Source organism: Lyngbya sp. CCY1209 (assembly GCF_055795065.1).
Genome location: NZ_JAYFER010000546.1, coordinates 1 through 22,271 on the forward strand (window position 1 = coordinate 1; position 22,271 = coordinate 22,271).

General features: G+C 52.9%; 23 protein-coding genes and 1 riboswitch. Of the genes, 15 read left to right on the forward strand and 8 right to left on the reverse strand.

Translation table 11 applies throughout. The features are described from left to right. Window positions 1–486: 486 nt before the first annotated feature. Window positions 487–828 (forward strand): hypothetical protein, encoded by a 342-nt coding sequence (locus AC0QHF_RS18735; RefSeq protein ID WP_324705759.1) that lies wholly within the window; start codon window positions 487–489, stop codon window positions 826–828. Between the two features lie 46 nt (window positions 829–874). Here the strand turns inward: AC0QHF_RS18735 and AC0QHF_RS18740 are convergent, their stop codons facing one another. Beyond that, on the reverse strand, window positions 875–3,076 hold the full coding sequence (locus AC0QHF_RS18740; RefSeq protein ID WP_324705760.1) for a putative bifunctional diguanylate cyclase/phosphodiesterase: 2,202 nt from the start codon (window positions 3,074–3,076) through the stop codon (window positions 875–877). A 256-nt stretch (window positions 3,077–3,332) separates the two neighbouring features. Between AC0QHF_RS18740 and AC0QHF_RS18745 the strand changes: the two genes are divergently transcribed. Further along, complete coding sequence (locus tag AC0QHF_RS18745; protein ID WP_324705761.1) at window positions 3,333–3,482, forward strand: hypothetical protein; 150 nt, start codon at window positions 3,333–3,335, stop codon at window positions 3,480–3,482. On the opposite strand, the gene AC0QHF_RS18750 is transcribed toward AC0QHF_RS18745, so the two are convergent. Beyond that, the gene (locus tag AC0QHF_RS18750) at window positions 3,479–3,964 is read right to left on the reverse strand and encodes a pentapeptide repeat-containing protein (RefSeq protein ID WP_324705762.1); all 486 of its coding nucleotides are present in this window, start codon (window positions 3,962–3,964) and stop codon (window positions 3,479–3,481) included. The genes AC0QHF_RS18745 and AC0QHF_RS18750 overlap by 4 nt on opposite strands. 36 nt (window positions 3,965–4,000) lie before the next feature. Here AC0QHF_RS18750 and AC0QHF_RS18755 point away from each other — a divergent pair, with 36 nt between their 5' ends. Beyond that, window positions 4,001–4,150: a hypothetical protein gene (locus tag AC0QHF_RS18755; protein ID WP_324705763.1), complete on the forward strand. Its 150-nt coding sequence runs from the start codon at window positions 4,001–4,003 to the stop codon at window positions 4,148–4,150. 75 nt (window positions 4,151–4,225) lie between these two features. Here AC0QHF_RS18755 and AC0QHF_RS18760 read toward each other — a convergent pair whose 3' ends face one another. Further along, a complete protein-coding gene (locus tag AC0QHF_RS18760) occupies window positions 4,226–4,510 on the reverse strand; it encodes a hypothetical protein (RefSeq protein WP_324705764.1) in 285 nt (94 codons plus the stop codon). 102 nt (window positions 4,511–4,612) lie between these two features. Then, window positions 4,613–4,758: riboswitch (cyclic di-AMP (ydaO/yuaA leader) on the reverse strand. A gap of 334 nt (window positions 4,759–5,092) precedes the next feature. Here AC0QHF_RS18760 and bchD point away from each other — a divergent pair. The 5 genes from bchD to AC0QHF_RS18785 all read left to right on the forward strand — a co-directional run bounded on the left by bchD (window position 5,093) and on the right by AC0QHF_RS18785 (window position 10,414). Further along, window positions 5,093–7,078 carry a magnesium chelatase ATPase subunit D gene (gene bchD / locus AC0QHF_RS18765; RefSeq protein WP_324705765.1) on the forward strand — a complete coding sequence of 662 codons (1,986 nt, stop codon included), beginning with the start codon at window positions 5,093–5,095 and terminating at the stop codon, window positions 7,076–7,078. Window positions 7,079–7,458: 380 nt separating this feature from the next. Beyond that, window positions 7,459–8,592 (forward strand): DNA cytosine methyltransferase, encoded by a 1,134-nt coding sequence (locus AC0QHF_RS18770; RefSeq protein ID WP_324705766.1) that lies wholly within the window; start codon window positions 7,459–7,461, stop codon window positions 8,590–8,592. A gap of 30 nt (window positions 8,593–8,622) precedes the next feature. Further along, window positions 8,623–9,732 carry a hypothetical protein gene (locus AC0QHF_RS18775; protein ID WP_324705767.1) on the forward strand — a complete coding sequence of 370 codons (1,110 nt, stop codon included), beginning with the start codon at window positions 8,623–8,625 and terminating at the stop codon, window positions 9,730–9,732. Between the two features lie 87 nt (window positions 9,733–9,819). Further along, complete coding sequence (locus tag AC0QHF_RS18780; RefSeq protein ID WP_324705768.1) at window positions 9,820–10,095, forward strand: hypothetical protein; 276 nt, start codon at window positions 9,820–9,822, stop codon at window positions 10,093–10,095. Beyond that, window positions 10,067–10,414 carry a XisI protein gene (locus AC0QHF_RS18785; protein ID WP_324705769.1) on the forward strand — a complete coding sequence of 116 codons (348 nt, stop codon included), beginning with the start codon at window positions 10,067–10,069 and terminating at the stop codon, window positions 10,412–10,414. The genes AC0QHF_RS18780 and AC0QHF_RS18785 overlap by 29 nt, the downstream gene beginning before the upstream one ends. A gap of 29 nt (window positions 10,415–10,443) precedes the next feature. On the opposite strand, the gene AC0QHF_RS18790 is transcribed toward AC0QHF_RS18785, so the two are convergent. Next, window positions 10,444–10,614 carry a hypothetical protein gene (locus AC0QHF_RS18790; RefSeq protein ID WP_324705770.1) on the reverse strand — a complete coding sequence of 57 codons (171 nt, stop codon included), beginning with the start codon at window positions 10,612–10,614 and terminating at the stop codon, window positions 10,444–10,446. 7 nt (window positions 10,615–10,621) lie between these two features. Between AC0QHF_RS18790 and AC0QHF_RS18795 the strand changes: the two genes are divergently transcribed. After that, the gene (locus tag AC0QHF_RS18795) at window positions 10,622–11,023 is read left to right on the forward strand and encodes a hypothetical protein (protein WP_324705771.1); all 402 of its coding nucleotides are present in this window, start codon (window positions 10,622–10,624) and stop codon (window positions 11,021–11,023) included. Between the two features lie 5 nt (window positions 11,024–11,028). Here the strand turns inward: AC0QHF_RS18795 and AC0QHF_RS18800 are convergent, their stop codons facing one another. Together AC0QHF_RS18800 and AC0QHF_RS18805 are read right to left on the reverse strand one after the other, a co-directional pair. Then, the gene (locus tag AC0QHF_RS18800; RefSeq protein WP_324705772.1) at window positions 11,029–11,727 is read right to left on the reverse strand and encodes a potassium channel family protein; all 699 of its coding nucleotides are present in this window, start codon (window positions 11,725–11,727) and stop codon (window positions 11,029–11,031) included. 63 nt (window positions 11,728–11,790) lie between these two features. Further along, a complete protein-coding gene (locus AC0QHF_RS18805) occupies window positions 11,791–13,125 on the reverse strand; it encodes a TrkH family potassium uptake protein (protein WP_324705773.1) in 1,335 nt (444 codons plus the stop codon). Window positions 13,126–13,317: 192 nt separating this feature from the next. Between AC0QHF_RS18805 and AC0QHF_RS18810 the strand changes: the two genes are divergently transcribed. Continuing rightward, a complete protein-coding gene (locus AC0QHF_RS18810; RefSeq protein ID WP_324705774.1) occupies window positions 13,318–14,187 on the forward strand; it encodes a methyltransferase domain-containing protein in 870 nt (289 codons plus the stop codon). Between the two features lie 10 nt (window positions 14,188–14,197). Here the strand turns inward: AC0QHF_RS18810 and AC0QHF_RS18815 are convergent, their stop codons facing one another. Further along, window positions 14,198–15,589, reverse strand: a complete 1,392-nt coding sequence (locus AC0QHF_RS18815) for a UDP-N-acetylmuramoyl-tripeptide--D-alanyl-D-alanine ligase (protein WP_324705775.1) — start codon at window positions 15,587–15,589, stop codon at window positions 14,198–14,200. A gap of 403 nt (window positions 15,590–15,992) precedes the next feature. Between AC0QHF_RS18815 and AC0QHF_RS18820 the strand changes: the two genes are divergently transcribed. Continuing rightward, window positions 15,993–17,285: a hypothetical protein gene (locus AC0QHF_RS18820; RefSeq protein WP_324705776.1), complete on the forward strand. Its 1,293-nt coding sequence runs from the start codon at window positions 15,993–15,995 to the stop codon at window positions 17,283–17,285. 219 nt (window positions 17,286–17,504) lie between these two features. Beyond that, entirely contained in the window at window positions 17,505–17,789 is a 285-nt protein-coding gene (locus AC0QHF_RS18825) for an RNA recognition motif domain-containing protein (protein WP_324705777.1), read from the forward strand. A gap of 64 nt (window positions 17,790–17,853) precedes the next feature. On the opposite strand, the gene AC0QHF_RS18830 is transcribed toward AC0QHF_RS18825, so the two are convergent. Then, entirely contained in the window at window positions 17,854–18,084 is a 231-nt protein-coding gene (locus AC0QHF_RS18830) for a hypothetical protein (protein WP_324705778.1), read from the reverse strand. 116 nt (window positions 18,085–18,200) lie between these two features. On the opposite strand from AC0QHF_RS18830, the gene AC0QHF_RS18835 reads away from it, so the two are divergent. The 3 genes from AC0QHF_RS18835 (at window position 18,201) to AC0QHF_RS18845 (ending at window position 22,007) form a co-directional block, all read left to right on the forward strand. Beyond that, the gene (locus tag AC0QHF_RS18835) at window positions 18,201–19,613 is read left to right on the forward strand and encodes a GTP-binding protein (protein ID WP_324705779.1); all 1,413 of its coding nucleotides are present in this window, start codon (window positions 18,201–18,203) and stop codon (window positions 19,611–19,613) included. 57 nt (window positions 19,614–19,670) lie between these two features. Beyond that, window positions 19,671–21,155, forward strand: a complete 1,485-nt coding sequence (locus AC0QHF_RS18840) for a diguanylate cyclase domain-containing protein (RefSeq protein ID WP_324705780.1) — start codon at window positions 19,671–19,673, stop codon at window positions 21,153–21,155. An 87-nt stretch (window positions 21,156–21,242) separates the two neighbouring features. Next, window positions 21,243–22,007: an SGNH/GDSL hydrolase family protein gene (locus AC0QHF_RS18845; RefSeq protein WP_324705781.1), complete on the forward strand. Its 765-nt coding sequence runs from the start codon at window positions 21,243–21,245 to the stop codon at window positions 22,005–22,007. The last annotated feature ends 264 nt before the right edge of the window (window positions 22,008–22,271 follow it).

Below are 22,271 nucleotides of genomic sequence, written 5' to 3' on the forward strand. Positions count from 1 at the left end.
GGGGACTTTGAAATTCCTTTGTTTTTTATGAACTCTGGGAGATCCCCCTAAATCCCCCTTGAGAAGGGGGACTTTGAGTGCTGATTAGGACTGTTTTTGTTTGTTATGAGATACGGAAGATTCCCCTAAATCCTGCTAAATCCCCCCCAGCCCCCCTTTGTAAGGGGGGAGCCGGAGAACGGGGTTTGAGCCTCCCGGTGTCCCTTCCCGGCTTTGGAAATGTTATATCCATTTCTTTTATAGCCGAAATTTTATGTGCCTGTCAAGGGTTGTTTTTGATAAAATCGACTCTTTTATGTCGGCTTTGCGCGAATCTTTATTTACTTTTATTTGCCACTATTTGGGTTTATTTGTATTTATTTTATATGATTTATTTCGCGTTTTATTTTAATTTATTTTCGGAATAAATTCAATATTTAGTGGCAATTTACATCTATTATTTTGCGATCGCACGATGGAACCGTAGACATCAAACAGGTTTCGGCGATGAACGTCACTACTACCAATAATAAACAAAAGTGCTATCAATTACTCGAATGCGTGGTTCCGAATCTGATCGGGCTGTATTTGGGGGATGGTTTGGGATGGGGATTGAGTTTGGTGCTGCTGGTGTGGAGTTGGCAGGATAAGTGCGATCGCGATCGCCAAAAAAAATCCCTGTTCATCTCCTTAACTGCTATAATATTATTGATGCCAATTTATCCCGGCGGTGGTGTGGAAAAAAATGCGATCGCACCTCCCCCCGTCAGCCTCCAACGCATCGATTCTCGGACGCACCGCACCTCCAATATGTCCCCAATAAGCCCGTCAGTCTTCCACCGGACATAACTTCTTTTTTGCCCTTCCCATAAAGCCGCAAAAGACCGGTCAAAAACTACTCCGAATCCGCATCCGGGTCGTGAATCCACGGACCCGGATGCTCGATCGCAAATCCCTGGGCATAATCCACGCCGAGGGATTGAATTTTCATGAAAATCTCATTATTTTCGACAAACTCGGCGATGGTTTTCATACCGATCACTTGGCTGAAGCGGTGAATCGCTTCCACAATCGCCGCATCCATCGTGTCGGTGACAATATTGCGGATAAATTGACCGTCTATTTTGATATAGTCTACGGGCAGATTTTTCAGGTAGGCAAAAGAAGACATTCCCGCCCCGAAATCATCCAACGCAAATCGGAATCCGAACCCCTTCAAATAATTAATCATTTTGGCAGTTTTGACGAGATTTGTAATCGCCACCGTTTCCGTAATTTCAAAGCAGATGGTCTGGGGATTTATTTTATAAAAATAGAGTTGTTCCAGGATAAATTCGCACAGACCGTGACTGTTGAGACTCGCCCCCGAGAGGTTGATTTTGTAGAGACAGGCGGGGTGGGTGGGGGCCGGGATGTGGACAGAGGTTTCCAAAAACTGTTTTCGCCCGGACAAATACTGGAAAACTTTGCGGATTACCCAGCGGTCGATCGCGGGCATCAAGTTGTAGCGTTCCGCGATGGGAATGAAAACTTGGGGAAGAATAATCTGTCCCGTTTCGTCGAGAAGCCGCAATAAAATCTCGTAGTGTTCCCCCTGGGGAAGTTCCGGCGAAGTGGGGGCAATTTTTTGGCTGTACAAACAGAACCGATCTTCGGCGATCGCCCGATTTAATCGTTGTATCCAATGCAAACTCGCCTGTTGTGAATCAGTATCAGCCGTCCCGAATTGGTGGACGTAAACCTGATTGCGGCCCTGCTGTTTGGCGGCGTAACAGGCGGAATCCGCCGCCCGCATCACGCTGGCGACATTTTCGACATCGGGGAGAATTTCAGTTAAACCGATGCTGGCGCCGATAGGAAGCAGTTGATTCTGCCAAGCGAACTGTTTTTTGGCGATTTTCTCCCGCAAACGGTGGGCGAACTGCAACCCCTGTTCGAGGGGGCAGTTGTGGAGCAAAATCACGAATTCATCGCCCCCCAAATGTCCGACGATATCGGTTTTGCGAACTTCAGATTTCAACAACGCACTAATTTGAATTAATAATTCATCTCCGGCTTGAAAACCGCAGGTATCGTTAATCGACTTAAATCGATCCAGGTCGAGGTAACAGAGGGTATGACTTTTCGGTTCGCTTTTACTTTTGGTGTCCAAACAAACCCGTTCCAAACCGGCTTCAAATTCGCGGCGAGTCAGCAGCCCCGTCAGCGGGTCGCGTTGAGCCTGCCAGGGAATTTGACCCGTCCCCCCCCGGAGATGACTAACATCTCGGAGAACGATCGCCCACCGATAATTTTGCGGGTTAAAAGGGAGGGCGATCGCGCTCGCCTCCCAGACCCGCCTCGCCGGATTACCGACGACGATGCGGGCTGTTTTTTGGTCGATCAGTTGGGAAATCGGCAGGTCGCCGAGGTGGGTCAGGGGCATCGCGATCGCCGGCTGGGAGAGCAATTCCAGATATCGTTGACCCGCAGAATTCAGCAGTCGGACGGCGCGGGAATCATCCAGGACGAGAAGGCCTTCCGGAAGGGTTTGAATCATCGTTTCCAGGGTCGGGGGGGGAGCCGATCGCGGGGAGGGCAGTTCGGCTATCACCGCCGCCCCCAAAGTGGCGATCGCCTCCAAAAATTGCAGGTATTCACCGTCAAAAATTTCCCACCGATTTGCCCCCGCCAATAGCAGGCCGAAGAGTTCATTTCCATCGCCTCCTTGCAGGGGAAAGAAGACCGCCGAACTCATCTGGTTTAAAGATTGAGAAATCGAGGCGGATCGGGGGCGACTGCCGTCGTGGTTCTGTTGCGATCCGCCACCGAGAAGGTCGAAGCTGTCGAGCATCCAGCGCCGGATCGCCCGCTCTTGCGGTTCATCCATCGGCAATTTTGATTGCAGTTGCCAAATCAGCCGGCGGTTGACTGCGACGACTCCCCCCCACCATCCGAGGGGAAGCGATCGCAGGGATGTCAATAATAAATTCAATATTTGTTCGCCGCTAAAATCCGGATAAATATTGGGGTCGATCGCCGACAAAATCTGTCGCTCTGCACGGCGACGTTGCAGGAATTTTTCCAATGAAAAATAAAGGGTTTCTAGGTCTTTCATTGTCGATAATAACACCCGAAGAACTATAGGGGTCGATGGCAGAATTTTGGGGTCGTTTATTTGGGGGCGATCAATTCATTATTGTTGATATTTTTTGATGTGTCGCTATCGGCTACAGAACCGTTATTCCATCGGGTCACGGTCAATTCTACCCCCCCGATCCGAGACTAATAAATGGCGAGTCTATTTTCGATCGATAACACCTCAAATCCACCTGATTCAATCCGCCCTCGGCGACTGATTTGCCCCAGCCAATTTGACGGGTCAACTCACCCTCGCCGACCCCTACGGCCTGATGGCAGCGATTTTAAACGACTCCCTCAGCGACAAGGAGAGACGGTGCGTGGAGCGGCTGTTGCGATCGGTACTTCGGAGCCGCATCGCCGTCAGCGGGTCGTCTCCCTAACACCGGCCCGGGGAACCGTCCGGCATCGTCGCCCCGCAGAACGTCGCCCCCTCCAACTTGGCGTCGTTCAAATTGGCGTCGGATAAGTTGGCATTGTCCAATTTCGCCCCTTCCAAAAAAGCCCGGTACAGATCCGCCCAGGACAAATCGGTGTCGCGGAGGTCCGCCTCCCGCAGCGTCGTGCTGTGCAGCTTCGCGTCCCGCAGGTCCGCCCCGGACAGATCCGCCCCGATCAGGTTCGCCGAACTCAGGTCGGCCCCCCTCAACTGGGCCCCCCGCAGGTCGCTCTTTTGCAGGTTCGCCCCCAGGAGATCGGCACCACTCAATTGAGCCTCCCGCAGGTCCGCTTCGCTCAGGTCGCACTGCTGACATCGGTTGGTTTCGATGAGTCGCCTGACATCGGACTGCGATTCGGCGATCGCAGCAATATCAGGTTCGATGACAACGATCAGTCCGGGGAGAAAGGCACGGATAAGTCTCATGGCACGAGGAATTGGGGATTCGTCCCCATCTAATCAATGAAAAACAGATTAACATTCTACATCCTGACGGCTCAAATCTCGCCGGCCGCAGAATTGAGAATCAAAAAAGGGGGGCGATGGGGGCGGTCAAAAATGATGCGAGAATCCCTCGAAACCCTTGACCTGAAGCAGTTGCGGGGTTTTTGACCCGACCGTTTCTATCTCGAATTGCCAAAGAGGCCAGCCGCTCTTTTGCCCACGGCAAGCCCCTTTGTATTGCTTTCAATATAACATGGCGACATCGACGGACTTTAAAATTACGGCGATCACCTCCTGATAATTTCTAAATAAACGATAAGTAGACAAACTATTGTTCACGAACATCGGGAGTGCCGGAGTCGGCATCAATGTGGTTAAGAACGTGTGGACGATCGACCACAGAATCACGAGAGTGATGCAGGATAGGACAGGCAGCAAGATAAAATCACTGCTTTTTAGCCGCAGAAAGCTGATCCACGTCGCCTGTCCCGGCAGCGCAATTAAAGACAGGGGTATTTTGGGTGTCATGATGAATCGATCAGAATCTAGGGTGGGTATAACAAATCAGGCCTATACCAACCAAGGAAACTGAATTGACAAGCTATCTAATTGTCTTAGAAAGTTGGCGCTTCAGCCTCCTCTCAATGCCTACGGAGTTAGCTGACGGGCTAGGGCTGAGAGTTGCCCCTCTCTTCATCTCTGCCAGTTGTTGGCTGAGATAGCTTTCGAGATTAGCCCCAAAAAATTTGGTTCCTCCGCTCCAGCAACATCACCGCTGCACTTACTCGAAAAGTACGACATAGGGATGTTTGACTTTCGCTGGATTAGGCTGACTGTTTGTTTTTTGGTTACTTTTATTATAAGTTAATCATCCCCCAAACGTCAACAAATCGGGCAAATTTTTTTTAAAAAGTCTAGAAAAATAAATGAGACTGTTTGAGAAATTTTATCCGGAATGCGATCGCTGCCCCCCGAATGAGGATCGATCCCCCCCACGGGTGTAACCCATTACACGAGAAAACTGTATTTTTGGATACATTTTGCCGGTGGATGCCGAGAACGGGTCATTTGCTGGTATGCTAAAAATTTGACCATTAGCAGACCGAAATCATGCCTGCGCCCCCCAGTGCCCCAACCGCCTCAAGCTTCCCCCTCACCGCAGTGGTGGGGCAAGAAGCGATCAAATTCGCCCTCCTGCTGGTCGCAGTCGATCCGGGCTTGGGCGGCGTCGTCATCGCCGGACGGCGGGGGACGGCCAAATCGGTGATGGCCCGGGCAATCCACGCCCTGCTGCCACCGCTGGAAGTGATCGAAGGTGCGATCGCCAACCTGCCCCCCGACTGGGAATCCGGAGAACCCGCCACCCAAATCATCCCCGCCCCCTTCGTCCAAATTCCCCTGGGCGTCACCGAAGATCGCCTCATCGGTTCGGTGGACGTAGAACAGTCCGTCAAACAGGGCAAAACCGTTTTTCAACCGGGCTTGTTGGCAACGGCCAATCGGGGCGTCCTCTACGTCGATGAAATCAACCTCCTCGACGACAACGTAGCCAATTTGTTACTCACCGTTTTGACGGAGGGGCGAAATGCGATCGAACGGGAAGGCATCAGTTTTGAACATCCCTGCAACCCCACCTTCATCGCCACCTACAATCCGGAGGAAGGTCCGCTGCGATCGCACTTATTAGACCGGATCGCGATCGCCCTGTCCGCCGACGGGGTTCTCAGCCTCGACCAGCGGGTTCAAGCCGTCGATCGATCCCTCGACTACGCCCATTCCCCCGAAGCATTTCTCCAGCAATATTCCGAAGATCTGGAAAACTTAAAAACCCAAATTCTCCTCGCCCGGGAATGGTTGAAAGACGTCACCATCCAACCCGATCAAATCCTTTATTTAGTCGAAGAAGCGATCCGGGGCGGCGTTTCCGGGCACCGGGCCGAACTGTTCGCAGTCCGGGTGGCGAAGGCCTCCGCCGCCCTGGACGGACGCAATACCGTCAACGCCGACGACCTGCGGCGGGCCGTGGAACTGGTGATCGTCCCCCGGGCGACGGTAGTCCAGCAACCCCCGGAAGAAGAACAGCAACCGCCGCCCCCGCCCCCGCCCCCGCCCCCCCAAGGCGAGGACGAACCGGAACCGGAAGACGAGGACGAGGAGGAAGAACAGGAACAGGAACCCCCGGAAGCGGAGGAAAATAGCATTCCCGAAGAGTTCGTCTTCGATCCGGAAGGGGTGATGCTCGATCCGACGGTATTGTATTTCACCCAGATGGCGAACCGCCAGGGCAAAAGCGGCAGCCGCAGCATGATTTTTTCCGAAGATCGCGGCCGCTACGTCAAACCGATGTTGCCGAAAGGGAAAGTGCGGCGGATTGCGGTGGATGCGACATTGCGGGCGGCGGCGCCTTATCAGAAATCGCGGCGGTTGCGATATCCCGATCGCCGGGTGATCGTCGAACAGGGGGATATGCGATCCAAGCGACTGGCGAGAAAGTCCGGCGCCCTGGTGGTGTTCGTCGTGGACGCCTCGGGCTCGATGGCCCTAAACCGGATGCAGTCCGCCAAAGGGGCGGTGATGCAACTGCTGACGGAGGCGTACCAGAGTCGGGACCAGGTGGCGTTGATCCCGTTCCGGGGCGAACAGGCGGAGGTGTTGTTGCCCCCGACGCGATCGATTGCGGCGGCGAAACGGCGGTTGGAACGGATGCCCTGCGGCGGCGGATCTCCCCTGGCCCACGGCCTGACCCAAGCCGTGCGGGTGGGGATGAACGCGAAGCAGTCCGGGGACATCGGCCAGGTGGTGATCGTGGCGATCACGGATGGACGGGGGAACATTCCCCTGGGGCGATCGCTGGGCGAACCGATGATGGAGGGCGAAAAGCCGGACATCAAGGGGGAATTGCTCGATATCGCCGCCAAGATTCGCGGTTTGGGGATTCAACTGTTGGTGATCGACACGGAGAATAAGTTCGTCTCCACCGGATTCGCGAAGGAGTTGGCGAAGACGGCGGGGGGGAAATATTACCACTTGCCCAAGGCGACGGATCAGGCGATCGCGGCCATGACTCAGAACGCGATCCGGGATGCGATCGGGTAGGTGCGATCGGGTCGGCGCTTTTCGGCGCCGGCCATACTTATATATATAGTATGTCTCGCCCCCCGCCGGTTGCCGTCTGGGTGACGGTGGGGGGTGCGATCGGGTTGGGGTTGATATCGGCGTTAGCCTGAAGTGGTTGACAATAGATGGTTTAAGGAATTATGATACACTTAACTATTGCGATGACCTATACGCTCTTCTAAAAGCTGATTTTTGAAGTCTCTGAAAGCCTTGTGTGACGAGACTTCCCGGAAAAGCCTCTCCAAGAGTTTCCGACTGCTGAAATCCAGTGCTGGCAGACAATTCGGGCTTCTTAATATTTTGTTTATAAATCAGCTCTAAGAAAGGCAGTTGGGATTCAGTCCTTAACTCTATGTTTTATGTTTTCTGCTCTATCTTTATTTTCAGGTGCAGGTGGAATGGACATCGGTATTCGTCAAGCTGGTTTTGAGATACTAGCTTGCATCGAAATCGATCCGTATTGTTGTCAAACTTTACACAACGCCATAAAAAAAGAAAAATTAAAAACAATTCTTCTTGAGGAGGATATACGACAAGTTCAGCCATTTCAGTTAATGAAAGATTTGGGCTTACAAGTTGGCGAATTAGATTTGCTCTTTGGCGGGAGTCCTTGTCAAAGCTTTTCGCAAGCTGGAAAACGTACTTCTTTAGAGGATGAAAGAGGCGTTCTACTTTTTGAATTTATTAGATTTGCTGGGACTATCAAACCCAAAGTAATCCTCATGGAACAAGTCAAAGGTTTATTGACAGCCTCAGATCAATCCGGAAATTCTGGAGGTGTTTACAAACAGCTTAATCATCAATTTGAGCAATTGGGGTATCGGTCAAGTATTAAAGTAATTAACTCGGCAGATTATGGTGTAGCTCAACTTAGAGAAAGAGTTTTCATAGTCGCCACAAGAGCAGAAAAAATATTTGATTTTCCTTTACCCACTCATAGAAAATCTGACCCGCAAATTTCGTTATTTCCTTTAGAAAATTATGTCACGGTTGGCCAAGCACTGATGGGATTGGATAGCCCTTCGTGTGACCGAGAAAATCAGCCTCTAGACAGCCATATTGACATTACACCTGCGGGCGATCGGAAGCGCATTCATGGTGTACCGGAAGGGTCTTTCTTGGCTAAAGAATTGCATCTACCGGCAGAACAAAGATGTAAGCTAACAAAAAAGGATACGACGAAGTTTCGCCGGCTTTCTTTCTCAGAGCCTTCATTAACTTTGAGGTGTGGAGAAATTTTCTTTCATCCCATTGAAGACAGATATCTCACCCCGCGTGAATATATGCGGATTCATGGATACCCCGATGATTATCTACTCAAAGGACCAGTGCGAGGTCGTTCCGGTAGAGCCAGACATCTCGATCAGCATCGTCAAGTCGCCAATTCTGTACCTCCTCCTGTTGCTCGTGCGATCTCAAAAGAAATCGCTTCATTCCTCAATCAAGAAAAATTTGTTGAACCATCTGAAAAAATAGAATTACTTAATGCTTAGATACCATACTGACTGAATTGACCTTGATTTATGCCTACTATCTTTGAACTCTTTGGCTTTCCGGTAGACGATCACAGATCCGAAGTAGAAGCGATACGAAAATCATGTCAATGTCCATTCATGGGTACAACTTGCGATGGTGGTGGCAACCGTTCTCAAACCAAAATTAAACTTACAAGAGAAGAACCACTCACCAGTTATTTCGATAAGAATTTAAAAAAAGTTATCCCTGGCGTTTGCTCAATCCAAGCAGGGGAAGAAGTTTGGGTAGTCTGCCCACGTCGATTATTTGCTGCAAAGTTTGACGGCAAAGGCACCCCTCCTGTCAATCGATCCATACAGGAACACGAACGTTCTCTCCTACTGAATTCAGGTTTACCGTCTAATATAGAAATTGGTAGTTGGGCAGAAGTTTCTTTAAAACATCAAGTAAAAGATGCTGATATTAACTATCATTTTGACTATATTTTGGCTCCATTAGTCGAGACATCCGTCAATGCTCTTTTGAATCAAGGTGGCTTCCCCGGTTCAACTACAAGCGACTTAAATAATATTGTTAAAATAGTGAAGAAAAGTGGTCATTTTTCAGGTATAAATAAAAATTTAGCTGATGCTTTAATTCCTCTTCCGGATTTATCTGACTTATTCATTCTGGAAGTTATGACTGCCAGCACCAGCGGTTCTAATACAGAAAAATCTACAGATATTAAAAATGCGTTTCGTAATGCTTTACTTTCCACTGAACACGCCTGTCCAGGAATAAACAAGCGTCAAGTTTGGGGGCGAATGGTAACTCAGTTATTTGCCAAAACTGCATTAGCCCATAAATGGAATGGTCGAACAATTTGGATTATTCAGGATTCTTTACTGCACAACATTGAACTGACTACACGCTTGAGAACAGCGGATATAACAGATCACAAAAATCGAAATATTAATTTGGCTATAATGCACTACTCGACGAATGAAAGTGGCACTACACAAATGTCTCTAAAATCAACTATAGAAGGAGACGCAGGTATAGACTTTGATGGAAATGATACATTTACAGATATTCTTTTGCCCAAGTTCGCGCCCCCAAAGATAGAGCTTTTAAAAGCAATTCTCAGACGTAAAGTAGATGCGATTTTTAGATTATAATACCACTTTTAAAATCTTTAATTTGAAATCGCCAAAAAATCAACAGTGTCAAATTAAAAGCATCAATTGTGGCGCAAAAATATGGCCATGAAAAAATCAACTTTATATTCGACGGCAAAGGTTCTGCCAGGAAACAAAATAGAAATTGAGACTCCCAGTCTTTCAGTCGGGCAAACCGTGGAAGTCGTTATTCTAGTCCAAGAGAGCGATCGCACTTCTTTACCCGCCGAGGGACAACCTCTCTCACTCGAACAACGTCTCGCTTTTCTCAAGTTACCGCTGGATGAACGTCGGCGTATTCTCGAAAAGCAAGCTGAGACAATGATCGAACACTATGGAAACTACAAATCAACGTCTAGATGAATGGCGTAAATTACTGGAAAACATTCTCCAATATTATGCCGATATTCCCGATCGCTATGGCGAGGTGAGGACTTATGTTGTTGTCAGCCGAGACAACAATCACTTTATGCTGGTACACGAAGGCTGGGAAAACCATCGGCGGGTTCATGGCTGCGTCGTTCACGCCGAAATTCGCAATGAAAAAATTTGGATTCATTATGATGGTATAGAAGATGGCATCACTCCCGAACTGGTTGCAGCCGGAGTTCCGAAAGATCGCATTGTCCTCGCTTTTCATCCTCCCGAAGTTCGGGAACATACCGGATATGCGATCGCCTGATCGTCTAACTTTTATATAGCAATCAGCAGTCAGGTTTCAGCAATCAGCAAAGCTTGAGAGTCCATAATTGGGAGGTTTCCGGATTTTCGGATGTCCCGACTACCCTGGCGGTTGCTATAACAGTCGGGCGATCGCGCGATCGCGGTTGGGCTGAAAAATTTCCCCGATCGCCCTACAATCAGATTGCCCTTTGATTGCATAATAGTGATGTACGATCCCCCCTATGTCTTGCTGTTCGCCGGCTTGGCGACCGGAATCCTCTCCTGCATCCCCTTCGCCGCCACCCTCAAAACCCTGGTGAACGAGTGGAAAATCAACCGTTCCACCCGCGCGATCGCCGAATTGCGGGGTCCGCGGATGCTGCTGCCGTTTGTCGCGATCGCCGCCGGAGTGTGCGTCTTTCTCGCCTCCTGCCTGCAACTGTTCCCCTTTCCGACCCGCATCGCCTACGGCCTCTCCGCCGCCGTCACGGCGATGATGGCGGGTTCAGTGTGGTTTCAGTTCACCCGCGTTTTGGATCAACTGGAAAATCGGGGATTGCAGGGGATCGATTTGGACGACCTGAGTTTGGGGAAAATGATTCCCCAACCCAATTCCGGGAAAGAATAGTTCGATCAAACCGGCAGTCGGTTGATATCTTGATTTGAGCCCAAAACCACCATCACGGTCCCCTTCTTCAACCGCTTGTTGGGGAGGGGATTGATCTCCAACTTATCATTTTCATTGCGAATCGCCAGCAGGTTCAAACCGAACTTGCTGCGGAGTTCGATTTGCGCGATCGTTTTATTATCAAAATCGTCCGGAACCACCATTTCAACAATACTATGATCCGGATCAAGTTCAAACTGATCCAACAGCCGTGGTTTCGTCAGCAGCCGCGCCAATTCCTGTCCCATTTGCCGTTCCGGAAAAACCACCAAATCCGCACCCACTTTTTTTAACAGTTTGACGTGGGTTTCCGAAGAAGCCTTCGCCACCACGTTCGCCACCCCCGCCTCCTTCAAATTAAGGGTCGTGGTGATACTTTCCGCCAAGAAACTCCCCACCGCCACGATCACCGTATCCAACTCCATAATCCCCGCTTCCCGCAACGCCGGAACCTCCGTCGAGTCCAGTTGTAAAGCGTGGGTGGCGATGCGATCGTTCAACGCCAAATCGACCTTTTTCTTATCCTGATCCACTGCCAGAACTTCGTAACCCGCACCGTTTAGGGTCGCGCAAACAGCCTGTCCGAATCGACCCAAGCCGATCACCGCAAATTGCTGTTTTTCTGCCCTGAGATTTCGGAAAAAATTGAGAGATGAAAGATTCATGATTTTGCGTTTTAATTCCGATTGATTAAAATCATAGCAGAGGCCATAGAAAATTACCCCCGATTAGCCGACCAATAAATTCTCCTCCGGATAGTCGATCGCGGACGGTTTCGGATCGCCCAAAAGTGCCGACATCAATAATAATACCCCCACCCGGCCCACGTACATAGTCGCGATCGCCACCAGCCGACTCGGAATCGACAAACTCCCGGTAATTCCCGTTGAAAGACCCACCGTTCCAAATGCAGAAACGATTTCAAAAAAGACATTTCCGAATCCCAATTTCGGTTGAATCAATACAATTAAAAGCGTAGCAAAAAAAACCACGCAAGTCGAGCCTACGAGAACCCCCACCGCTTTGAGAAGTAACGTTGCCGGAATTTTTCGCTGGTAACAAAGCACTTCGTCTCGGCCTTCGAGGGCGGCTTTCGTACAGTTGACCAATATCCTCGATGTCGTCGTTTTGATCCCCCCTCCCGTACTTCCCGGACTCGCGCCGATAAACATCAAGATCATCGTGATAAAGATTCCCGCATGGGTCATCTCGCCGACATTAATCGAATTAAAACCCGCCGTCCGGGTCGTCACCGACTGGAACCAAGCCGCCTGAATTTTTCCGAAAAAACTCAAGCCTTGCAAGGTTTCTGGATTGTTGAATTCGGTAACAAAAAATAAGATCGTTCCCGCCAACAATAAGAAAATCGTCGTGCTGCCGACAACTTTAAAGTGAATCGAAAACTCCCGCCTCATCGGATCTCGTGTGAATTGATTTTTGAACCACAGATAGAGTTCCATGATCGCCTGATAGCCGAGTCCCCCAAAAATGATCAATAAACTCATCGTGAAATTGATAACCGGGGATGTCGTGTAGGCGACCAAACTGTTGGGAAACAAGCTGAATCCGGCATTGTTGAATCCGTTGATACTGTGAAAAATAGACAGCCACAGTCCTTGTCGCAATCCCCAATCGGGGACGAAAACAATCATCAAAAGTATGATGCCGGTCAGTTGAAATAACGCCATCGTGGCGATGATGGATCTGAGCAGGGGCATGACACCGCCGAGTCCGGCAGTGTCCAAGGACTTTTGCAGCGCCAATTTGTCCCGCAATCCAAATTTGCGGCCGATTAACATCAGTAAAACAGTGTTTGCAGTCATGTAGCCCAAGGCTCCGATTTCGACCAAACCGAGCAAACAAAGCTGCCCCCAAAAAGAATAAAATTGCCCCACATCGACTACCGATAACCCCGTCACGCAGACGGCGGATGTCGCCGTAAAAAGCGCCGTGACCGGATTTCCCAAACTGCCGTTGTAAATGGTATCATCCATCCACAGTAAAAATGTGCCGATCGCAATGACGGCTAAAAAACCCAGGCAAATTGTTCTTGGTACAGTCATGGGACGAGATTATATTGGTAGTCAATTTCGGGCGATCGCTCCCCGTTCATTCTGTTTTTTTCCGATCAAGTTGGAATGCCATTGGTGTCCCCGCGTTTCCCCGGCCGTTCCCGGATGAACGGGACCGACGGTGGCCGACAACGGGCAATGGGTAGATAATAGACCGTTGAGTAACGTGCGATCGCGACAAAAATGACATCAACCCTCTACGAACAGATTCAACAATTTTACGATGCCTCTTCTGCACTGTGGGAGCGGGTGTGGGGAGAACATATGCACCACGGCTACTACGGGCCGCAGGGCAATCTCAAAAAAGAACGGCGGCAGGCCCAAATCGACCTGATCGAAGAACTACTCGACTGGGGACTCGATCGCACGAACCCCCCCCAAACCATCTTAGACGTGGGTTGCGGCATCGGCGGCAGCACCCTCTACCTGGCTGAAAAATTCGGCGCGGCGGCCACCGGGATCACCCTCAGCCCCGTCCAGGCGCAGCGAGGAAGCGATCGCGCCCGGTCAGCCGGATTGAGTCAAAACATCGAGTTTCGCGTCGCCAACGCCCTGGAAATGCCCTTCGAGGACGAATCCTTTGACCTGGTGTGGTCCCTGGAGAGCGGCGAACATATGCCCGACAAAATCCAGTTTTTGCGGGAATGTCAGCGAGTCCTCAAACCCGGCGGCACGTTCCTGATGGCCACCTGGTGCCACCGCCCCCTGGGGGGAACAGCGGGACAACTCACCGACGAAGAACGGCGGCATTTGGCGGCAATTTACGACGTCTACGCCCTCCCCTACGTCATCGCTTTACCCGAATACGAAGCGATCGCCGACCGCATCGGATTTCAACATCTCCGGACGGCGGACTGGTCAAAAGCCGTCGCCCCCTTTTGGAACATCGTCATCGACTCCGCCTTCGACCCCGCCGCCATTTTCGGACTGCTTCTCAGCGGTCCCTCTACCCTGCGGGCGGCACTCTCCCTGGGATTGATGAGTCGGGGATACGAAACCGGACTGATTCGGTTCGGATTACTTCGCGGCAAAAAAACAATTATTAATTGTTAATTGTTAATGATTAATTGTTAAGCAATCCCTCCACGACCCGGTTCATGCCGACAGAATTGGAGGCTTTGAGCAAGACGCGATCGCCCGGTTTCAGGAATTCCTGGAGGTGGGCGGCCATGCGGTCGTGAACCCCCTCCGAGGTGATATCTTCCACGTCGATAAACGGCAACCCGGCCGCACCTTCCGCCATCGCCTCGGCCTCCTCAAAATCCGCCAAAATAAATAGAGCGTCCAAATTTAATTCTTTGGCTTTCAAACCCACCCGCCGGTGAAATTCGGGCGATCGCTCCCCCAATTCTTTCATCGTCCCCAACACGGCGATCCGGCGATTTCCAGGCGTTTCCGAGAGCAATTGCAGCGCCGCCAATGTGGACTCCAAACCCGCGTTGTAGGTTTCATCCAACAGTACAATATCATCTCCGGTGCGATGCCGTTTCGCCCGTCCGTCCGGCAGTTGCACCGCGACTCCCTTCCGCAGCGGCTCGTAAAGTTGTTCCGGCGGAATATTAAAACCGACAATTGTTTTAAAGACGGCCAACGCCGCCAAAAAATTCGAGGCATTGTGAGCTCCCGGCAGAGGTAAGGGCAACTCCACCCCCTCCACCCGGATGGTTTCGGGATTTATCAATTCCCCCCGCAAGTCTCCCCCCTGCAACCCGTAGGTGAGGGTGGTGCCGGACCAAACGGTAGCCGCCGTATCCATCAGGCGGCGGTTGTCGGCGTTGAGGATAGCCACCGATGTCCCCGGCATTTCCGCCAGCAACTCGCACTTCGCCCGGGCGATCGCATCTTCAGACCCCAGGCGTCCGATGTGGGCCGTCCCCACGTTGACGATCACCCCCACCGTGGGGCGGGCGATTTGGGTCAGTTCGGCGATCTCCCCGGGGCCGCGCATCGCCATTTCCACCACCGCGAAATCGTGGTTTTCCCGCAGTTCCAGGAGGGTTTTGGGGACACCGATCTCGTTGTTGTAGTTGGCGTGGGTTTTGTGGACGCCGCCGAGTCGGGCCAGCACCGCCGCGATCAGTTCCTTGGTGGTGGTTTTCCCAGCCGAACCCGTCACGCCGACGACGGGAATCGAAAAGCGATCGCGCCAGGTGCGGGCGATCGTCTGGTAGGCTTTTAAAGTATCCGCCACCGGGATCAGCGGCAACCCCGGGCGGGCGGCGGCGAATTCCTCACAGACGACGGCGCAGGCGGCCCCAGAAGCGATCGCCGCCTCCACGAAATCGTGGCCGTCGAATCGCTCCCCCCGCAGGGCGACAAACAGCTCTCCCGGCCCCAGGGAGCGGGTATCAGTGGTGACACCAATCACGGGTAAATCCCCCGGGACGTCACAGGAGGCGGCCCGATTTGTCGCTAAGATCTGGATCAGTCGGGTCAGGGTGATGGACTCGGACATTATCCTTTAAAATTGAAGATTTGACTCCAGGGTGCCATCATGATTCCAGATTCGGCGGGGTTAGCCGAAACGTCCCGGAAGTGCGATCGATTGGGGGTCCGACAGAACCATCAAATCGCAGTGAATGCCCCGAACTCTCACGAGTTCAAAGAAATTCTTGCCGTTGCCGGGACAAAATTTCAAGTTTTCTGAATCAATTGAAGGCTGAAAGTTCATTATAATATGGGGTGCAAAATGATGGCAAAGTCGATCAAAATTCCCCGACCGACAGCAGAGACCGACCTTTCCATCCACCCCGTCGCCCGGAAATGGGAACGGCGGTCCAATCGATGCCGACACCCCGAGGGTTTTGCGCCCCCATTTCGGACAAGCCAAGCAATTACGGTCACACGGGTATCCTCCGATGAAAAAAACACTGGCGGATCGTTATAATCAGCCAATTTCTCCAGAAGAACAACAATTGTACGACCATTGGCTCGAACGGGTCGAACGGGAAAACGAAACCACCCTGATCGAGCATTTCCGCCTGCTGTTCGTTCAGGGGTCGGGGTACCCCGACCGGGGCATCGCCCAGGCGATGGAGAAACTGCTCCGCTCCCCCCACATCGAAGAGGAGTTCAATTTTATACTCAACCGCTGCTGCCACATCCTGATCAACCGGTGGCACACCCATCCCCACCGACGGCGGGCCATCCACCGCCTCGTCCGCCTGTTTGACGAGGTGTCCCCGGCCACCCCCCAATCCCTGTACCTACACTCCCGACGCACCCAGCGGCTCTCCTACCTGGTGCGGAATTTCTTGGAAAGCGAGCAGTACCACGCCCTGAAACGCTTCGCCGAGGTGTTGTGTCAAGCCCCGCAACCGAGCCGTCACCTCACCCAGGCCGAACCCCTGAGAACCTTAATTCCCCGCTACCCCTATTTGTACCGGTACTGCCTGCTCAGTGAGGATAGCCCCTACGAACATCAACAAATGATCCGGCAAATTCAGGCGCAGAAGCAGCGAAAATTTGAACTCGAACTGTCTCAGTACGCCCTCCACCAGGTGCGCCGCATCAACCTCGCCCGCACCCAACCCGAAGTCGCCAAGCAGATGACAATCCCCCTGGCCAATCCGACGCTCCTGAACGACCGAGAACTGTTTTTTGCCCTCAAGCAATTTGTCGGCAAAGTCGAGGGGGGCAACACCTATCGAGACCTCGCCCGGGGGTTCATCTCCCAGGTGAGTCCCAACCAAACCTTCCGTTCTTTCAAGTCGGATTTTTACGAATACTTGATGCACAACTCCTTCGAGTCCGGCTACCTGAATCGCCAATTCAACGAAAAACTGTACAAGCAGTTACAAAACACCATCCCCCACAGCGACGACGAACCCTTCAGCGAGTTCCTGATGTTGAGAACTTGTTCCCAGCTCTTGAACTTTTTAGTGGTTGAAAGCCCCCAGAAGCCCCATCACTTCGTCTTGATCGACCTGATCGCCAATATCGGCCCGACCATTGTCGTCAGCTTGCTGCTCAAAATCGTGTTGCTTTGTCGCAAAGTCAAACCCTACCTAGAAAAGCGGTTTGCCGTCCTGTTTAACCATTACGAATCATCGTCCCAGGAGGGGCTGCATTGGCTCGTCAAAGTCCTCGAAAACTTGAACGTTGGTCTGACCACAAATTTCGGCAGCGTTGACCTTTCCTTTGTCCGCTAGGGAAGCCGAAGCCCGGGGGGAAGAAAAGCCGATCGCGGGGGCGTCAAAATAATTGTTCCACCCCCAGAATGTTGTGGTAAAATGAGTGGCGTGAGTCAGGTTCGGCTGGGTACTTCGCGATCGGCTACAGAATTGTTCACAACTCTCGTCCATTTCTGTATCGGCAGGTATTGCTCCGAAACTGAGTTCTGTTAAGCGTGTTAATGTTGGAGTCATTCCATGTCGATATACGTCGGTAACTTGTCTTATGACGTTACCCCAGATGAATTGAGCGACGCTTTTTCCAAGTATGGGACGGTCAAGCGAACGACGATCCCCACAGACCGCGAGACCGGAAGATCCCGGGGCTTTGGCTTTGTGGAAATGGTGAATGAAGAAGACGAAAACCAAGCCATCGAAGCCCTCGACGGATCCGAATTAATGGGACGTCGCATTCGCGTTAACAAGGCGAGGCCCCGGGAAAATCGGGACAATCAGAAACGCGGAGGTTTTCAAGACGCCTAATTCAACAACAATCTTAAAGATTTTGACAGTTTGACCGAAAACCCGGGGTTCAAGCCTCGCCCCTTCAGGACGACCTCTTCGGTCGCTCCTTGGCCATCATCTTGACCCTTCGACTCCGCCCAGGGTCAACGTCGGGCGGAGTCGAGACGTTGACCGAGTGTCCCACGGCTTCCCGTCTGCGGCCGACAATCACCCCGGCGGCGGTGACGTCGCGGTCGGTGCGATCGCCACACTCGGGGCCATCGTGGAAGCGACGGGATGGATTCGCTTCGGTTCCGGAAGTCCGACGAACCAAGAATCCCCTCCCTCCGCTACGCTAAAGGGAGGGGAGTGTCAATCCGAGGGGGTTGTCGTTCTCCCGACCCCCGAGGAGCGATTCTCGAGGAGCGGGCGCGTTTTTCGGTCAAAACCATGAGTCTGGATAAAGAACTCGACAAGACAATTTCAAGCTTTGCCGACATCGAAGCCGAGTTGAACCTCCAGCAGGCCCGCGACGTGTTGCGGGATCTGGTGGGACACCTGGACTTGACCGCCGAAGAGCGGGCAGGCCTCGAATCGGAAATCGGCGGTTTGGAAGGGATGATGGACAAGCTGGAGCAAACCACCATCCAAATTGCCGTGTTCGGGATGGTGGGGCGGGGCAAATCTTCCATCCTCAACGCCCTGCTAGGCCGGGACGTGTTCGCCACCGGTCCGACCCACGGCATCACCCGCAACACCGAAGCCCAGTCCTGGCAAGCCCCCCCTTGCGCCCCCCCGGCCGGAGAGGAAACGGCCTCCGGGCCGATCGCCTACCGGATGTCCCAAGTCGAACTGATCGACACCCCCGGCATCGACGAGGTAGACGGCCAGACCCGGGAAGAAATGGCCCGCCAGGTCGCCCGGGGAGCCGATCTGTTGCTGTTCGCCATATCCGGGGACATCACCCAGGTCGAATACGAAGCCCTCTCCCAGTTGCGGGAGGCCGGAAAGCCGATGCTGCTGGTGTTCAACAAAATCGATCGCTACCCGGAAGCCGACCGGCGGGCAATTTATGAAAAAATTAGGGACGAACGGGTGCGGGAATTGCTCTCCCCCGAAGAAATCGTGATGGTCGCCGCCTCCCCATTGGAAGCCCGAGCCGTCCGCCGCCCGGACGGGAGTTTTCACACCCAACTGAGCCGGGGTGCTCCCCAAATTGAAGACCTGAAGTTGAAAATTCTCGACATTTTGGATCGGGAGGGCAAATCCCTCGTCGCCCTCAACACGATGCTCTACGCCGGGGATGTCAACGAGCAGGTGGTGCGGCGCAAAATGGAGATTCGCAACGAACGCGCCGAGCGGGTGATCTGGAACGGGGTGATGGCCAAAGCCCTCGCCGTCGCCCTCAACCCCCTGACGGCGATCGACCTGCTCACCGGGGCCGCGATCGATGTCACCCAAATCCTGACCCTCTCCCGACTCTACGGGATTCCCATGACCCAACGGGGCGCCCTGGCGCTGCTCCAAAAAATCGCCCTGGGCATGGGGGGGATCGGCGCCGGCGAACTGGTCGCCCACTTGGGCCTGAGTTCCCTCAAGGGCATCTTGGGAGCCGCCGCCCCGGCCACGGCCGGGGCCACCCTCGCCCCCTACCTGTCCGTCGCCGTTGCCCAGGCCTCCGTCGCCGGGGTGTCCTCCTACGGCATCGGCCAGGTGACGAAAACCTACCTCGCCAACGGTGCCTCCTGGGGGGAAGACAGCCCGAAAGCAGTGGTGAGGCGGATTCTCCTATCATTGGATGAGACATCGATTCTGAATCGAATCAAGGAAGAATTGTGGGCGAAGTTGGATTGGGGGGCATGAATTGTCGGCGGGGGGACTCGATCGCGGTCCGCCGGCCGGCTCCACTCGGGAAACAGAATGAATAGCATTCCACAAGCGACATCCAAAGCCGAGATTTTAATCGTTGACGATCAGGCCGAGAACCTGCACCTTTTGTCATCTCTGCTGCGTCAGGCGGGACATCGCGTCAGACAGTCCCTCAACGGCGATATGGCGCTGCATTCGGTGCGGGCGAAATTGCCGGATTTGATCCTGCTCGACGTGAGGATGCCGGGGATGGACGGCTATCAACTGTGCCGGCATTTTAAATCGGAAGAAAAAATTGGCGACATCCCCATCATTTTTTTGAGCGCCCTCAACGATATCGATTCGATCGTGGCGGGCTTTGAAGTGGGGGGGGTGGACTACATTACCAAGCCGTTTCACGTCGAAGAAGTGCTGATTCGGGTCAACACCCAACTGCGAATTCACGAACTCCAACAGCAACTCAAAGAGCACAACGAATCCCTGCAAAAGCAGATTCGCTTGAGCGAGAAGTATTTGCACGATCGCCAAGTTGCCGACGACCGCCGGCAACTGCTCGAAAAAGCGATCGCCGCCACCCAAAATGGCATCGTCATCACCGACCCCAATCTCCCCGACAATCCGATCATTTACGTCAACCCCGCCTTCGAGCGGATCACCGGCTATTCGGAGGCGGAAATCTTGGGTCGCAATTGCCGCTTTTTGCAGGGGAGCGATCGCGACCAACCCGCCCTCGAAGACGTCCGGGAGGCGATCGCCCGGGGAGAGGAATGTCGCGTCACCTTGCGAAATTATCGCCGGGACGGCACGCTATTTTGGAACGAAGTCTTTATTTCTCCGGTCAAAAATGAGCGGGGCGAGCTGACCCACTTCATCGGCGTCCAGTCCGACATCACCGATCGAAAACGGGCCGAAGATGTCCTGCAACGCTCCCAAACCGCACTCAAAAAAGCCAATGACGAGTTGCAGCGCCTCGCCCTTTACGACGACCTCACCCAAGTGGCTAACCGCCGCCGTTTCAACGAATATTTGGACTACAGTTGGCAGCGGTCGAGCCGGGAAAAACAGTTCCTTTCCGTGATTTTTTGCGATGTCGATCACTTTAAACGTTACAACGACACCTTCGGCCACCAAGCCGGAGATGAGTGCTTGAAAACCGTCGCCGCCGCCATCGCCGCCGCCCTGCCGCGCTCCGTGGATTTGGTCGCCCGCTACGGGGGGGAAGAATTTGCCATCATCCTCCCCAACACGCCGGCGGCGGGGGCCGAGCAGGTGGCGGAACGCATCCGCCGACAGGTGGAAAACCTGCACGTCCCCCACCCCGCATCCGACAACAGCCCCTACGTCACCGTCAGCTTGGGGATCGCCTGCGAGATTCCCGGGCCGGAATTTTCCGTGGACGATCTGATGGCCGCGGCCGATCGCGCCCTGTACGCGGCCAAAGATCGGGGTCGCAACCGTACCGTCGTCGGGGAGCATCCGAGTGCGGAAACATCCCACACTTCGGGACGATCGCACTCTCAATTTCGCCGCACCTGAACCCATTTGGTGTAGGATCTGGGCTAGTTTTGTGCTTCGATCGCAATGGGTAAGCTGTCTATTACTTTCCCCCCATTACTCACTCCGATGAAACGATATTATTGGCTCCCCCTCCTCGTCGCGGGCGCGATCGCGGTGGGCGGCTCGGCCGCGACTCCCCCCCCCGAACCGTCGAATTCTCCACCGCAGCAGACCCCCCTCGCCGACACCCAAAAAATTGTCGTTTTGGGAGATAGTATCACCCAGGCGGGCGGACAGTACGGCGGCTATATTTGGCTCCTCAGACGCTATTTGAACGCCCTCTATCCTGCCCAATCCATCGACGTAATCGATGCCGGAATTTCGGGTAATAAATCAGCGGATCTCGACGCTCGATTCAATCGAGATGTCCTCTCACAAAAACCGGATTTGGTGATTATTAACGTGGGTATCAATGATGTCATGCAGAGTTTTCAATCCCCCTCGGCGACGGACAGCGAACCGCCCTTGGAGGTTTATCGTCAAAAATTGACCGCGATGGTGAAGGCGGCTCGGGCTCGACAGATCGAAGTCCTGTTGCTCTCCCCCACCATCGTCTACGAAGATCTCAACAGCCGGGAAAATATTCGCATGGTTGAATACATCGCCGCCATGCGGGATGTCGCCGCCCGAAATCGGGTGCAATTTATCGACCTCCACACCCCCTTCCGCCACATCATCATGACCTATCAACGCTACGGAGGGCGATCGCAAAATATTTTGACCCGGGACGGCATCCACCCCAACATCGCCGGACACCAAATCATGACCTACACTTTATTGCGGGGATTGGGAGTCCCCGAAGACCAAATTCAAAACCTGAAATTGGATTGATATCAAGTCTGTTTGGATACTTACACAATCTGTCGAGAAAAGGCAATAGGCAAGAGGCAATAGGCAAAAGTTTGAAGCGGTTTCAGGAGGGACAAGGAAAACCGGGAATTCTAATGGTTTTATCGGACATGATATGAAAAGTGAAAAGTCGCCGATCGCCAACTCCGGAAACCCCAATTAGCGACGATTATAGCGCTGCGCGCGGTCCTCGGCAGTCGGGAGTCGGGAGTCGGAAACTGAAACGGCTTTTCTATAAGGGTTTGA

Coding starts and splice junctions, on each gene's coding strand:
- AC0QHF_RS18825 (WP_324705777.1), top strand. CDS start 17,505: ATGTCGATATACGTCGGTAACTTGTCTTATGACGTTACCCCAGATGAA.
- AC0QHF_RS18790 (WP_324705770.1), bottom strand. CDS start 10,614: ATGCAATCAAAGGGCAATCTGATTGTAGGGCGATCGGGGAAATTTTTC.
- AC0QHF_RS18805 (WP_324705773.1), bottom strand. CDS start 13,125: ATGACTGTACCAAGAACAATTTGCCTGGGTTTTTTAGCCGTCATTGCG.
- AC0QHF_RS18755 (WP_324705763.1), top strand. CDS start 4,001: ATGAAAAACAGATTAACATTCTACATCCTGACGGCTCAAATCTCGCCG.
- AC0QHF_RS18795 (WP_324705771.1), top strand. CDS start 10,622: ATGTACGATCCCCCCTATGTCTTGCTGTTCGCCGGCTTGGCGACCGGA.
- AC0QHF_RS18735 (WP_324705759.1), top strand. CDS start 487: ATGAACGTCACTACTACCAATAATAAACAAAAGTGCTATCAATTACTC.
- AC0QHF_RS18740 (WP_324705760.1), bottom strand. CDS start 3,076: ATGAAAGACCTAGAAACCCTTTATTTTTCATTGGAAAAATTCCTGCAA.
- bchD (WP_324705765.1), top strand. CDS start 5,093: ATGCCTGCGCCCCCCAGTGCCCCAACCGCCTCAAGCTTCCCCCTCACC.
- AC0QHF_RS18835 (WP_324705779.1), top strand. CDS start 18,201: ATGAGTCTGGATAAAGAACTCGACAAGACAATTTCAAGCTTTGCCGAC.
- AC0QHF_RS18760 (WP_324705764.1), bottom strand. CDS start 4,510: ATGACACCCAAAATACCCCTGTCTTTAATTGCGCTGCCGGGACAGGCG.
- AC0QHF_RS18840 (WP_324705780.1), top strand. CDS start 19,671: ATGAATAGCATTCCACAAGCGACATCCAAAGCCGAGATTTTAATCGTT.
- AC0QHF_RS18770 (WP_324705766.1), top strand. CDS start 7,459: ATGTTTTCTGCTCTATCTTTATTTTCAGGTGCAGGTGGAATGGACATC.
- AC0QHF_RS18810 (WP_324705774.1), top strand. CDS start 13,318: ATGACATCAACCCTCTACGAACAGATTCAACAATTTTACGATGCCTCT.
- AC0QHF_RS18785 (WP_324705769.1), top strand. CDS start 10,067: ATGGAAACTACAAATCAACGTCTAGATGAATGGCGTAAATTACTGGAA.
- AC0QHF_RS18820 (WP_324705776.1), top strand. CDS start 15,993: ATGAAAAAAACACTGGCGGATCGTTATAATCAGCCAATTTCTCCAGAA.
- AC0QHF_RS18780 (WP_324705768.1), top strand. CDS start 9,820: ATGAAAAAATCAACTTTATATTCGACGGCAAAGGTTCTGCCAGGAAAC.
- AC0QHF_RS18845 (WP_324705781.1), top strand. CDS start 21,243: ATGAAACGATATTATTGGCTCCCCCTCCTCGTCGCGGGCGCGATCGCG.
- AC0QHF_RS18775 (WP_324705767.1), top strand. CDS start 8,623: ATGCCTACTATCTTTGAACTCTTTGGCTTTCCGGTAGACGATCACAGA.
- AC0QHF_RS18750 (WP_324705762.1), bottom strand. CDS start 3,964: ATGAGACTTATCCGTGCCTTTCTCCCCGGACTGATCGTTGTCATCGAA.
- AC0QHF_RS18815 (WP_324705775.1), bottom strand. CDS start 15,589: ATGTCCGAGTCCATCACCCTGACCCGACTGATCCAGATCTTAGCGACA.
- AC0QHF_RS18800 (WP_324705772.1), bottom strand. CDS start 11,727: ATGAATCTTTCATCTCTCAATTTTTTCCGAAATCTCAGGGCAGAAAAA.